The sequence below is a fragment of the Streptomyces amakusaensis genome (genome assembly GCF_039532665.1).
GTDB lineage: Bacteria > Actinomycetota > Actinomycetes > Streptomycetales > Streptomycetaceae > Streptomyces > Streptomyces amakusaensis.
In genome coordinates this window covers 1-625 of sequence record NZ_BAAASB010000093.1, presented here as the reverse complement: position 1 = coordinate 625, position 625 = coordinate 1, and the positions used below count along the sequence as shown (strand labels likewise).

Sequence of the window (625 nt, the reverse complement as noted above, 5' to 3'; positions counted from 1 at the left end):
AGGGCTCGGCTGCGGAGGGCGACGACGCGGGCGGCGTCCTCCAGACTGAGCGCGCCGGCGACATGCGCCGCCGCGATCTCACCCTGGGAATGCCCCACCACCGCCGCCGGACGCACCCCCAGCGACTCCCACACCCGGCTGAGCGCGACCATCATCGCGAACAGCACCGGCTGAACCACATCCACCCGCTCAAGACCCGCCTCCGGGCCCTCCCCCCGCAAAACCTCCGTCAGACTCCACTCCACATGCGGCGCGAGAGCCCGCTCGCACTCCCCCACCGCCGCCGCGAACACCGGACTCGACTCCAACAGCTCACGGCCCATACCGCGCCACTGCGAACCCTGCCCCGGGAAGACCAGCACCACCTCCGCATCCGCACGCGCCAGACCACTCACCACCTGAGCCGACGGCTCACCCGCGGCCAGCGCCCGCAACCCGGCCACCGCACCCGCACGATCCTCCGCCACCACCACCGCACGGTGCTCCAGCGCCGACCGCGACCCCACCAGCGACCAGCCGATCTCACCGACACCCGCCGACGACTCCTCCGCGAACCCCGCGAGACGACCCGCCTGCGCCGCCAGCGCCACCCCACCACGCGCCGACACCACCCACGGCACAGCGG

General features: G+C 73.6%; 1 protein-coding gene. It reads right to left on the bottom strand.

Translation table 11 applies throughout. The annotated features are described in order from the left end of the window. Positions 1-625: acyltransferase domain-containing protein (locus ABD371_RS35770; protein ID WP_344486975.1), on the bottom strand; the 625-nt coding region annotated here is incomplete at both ends.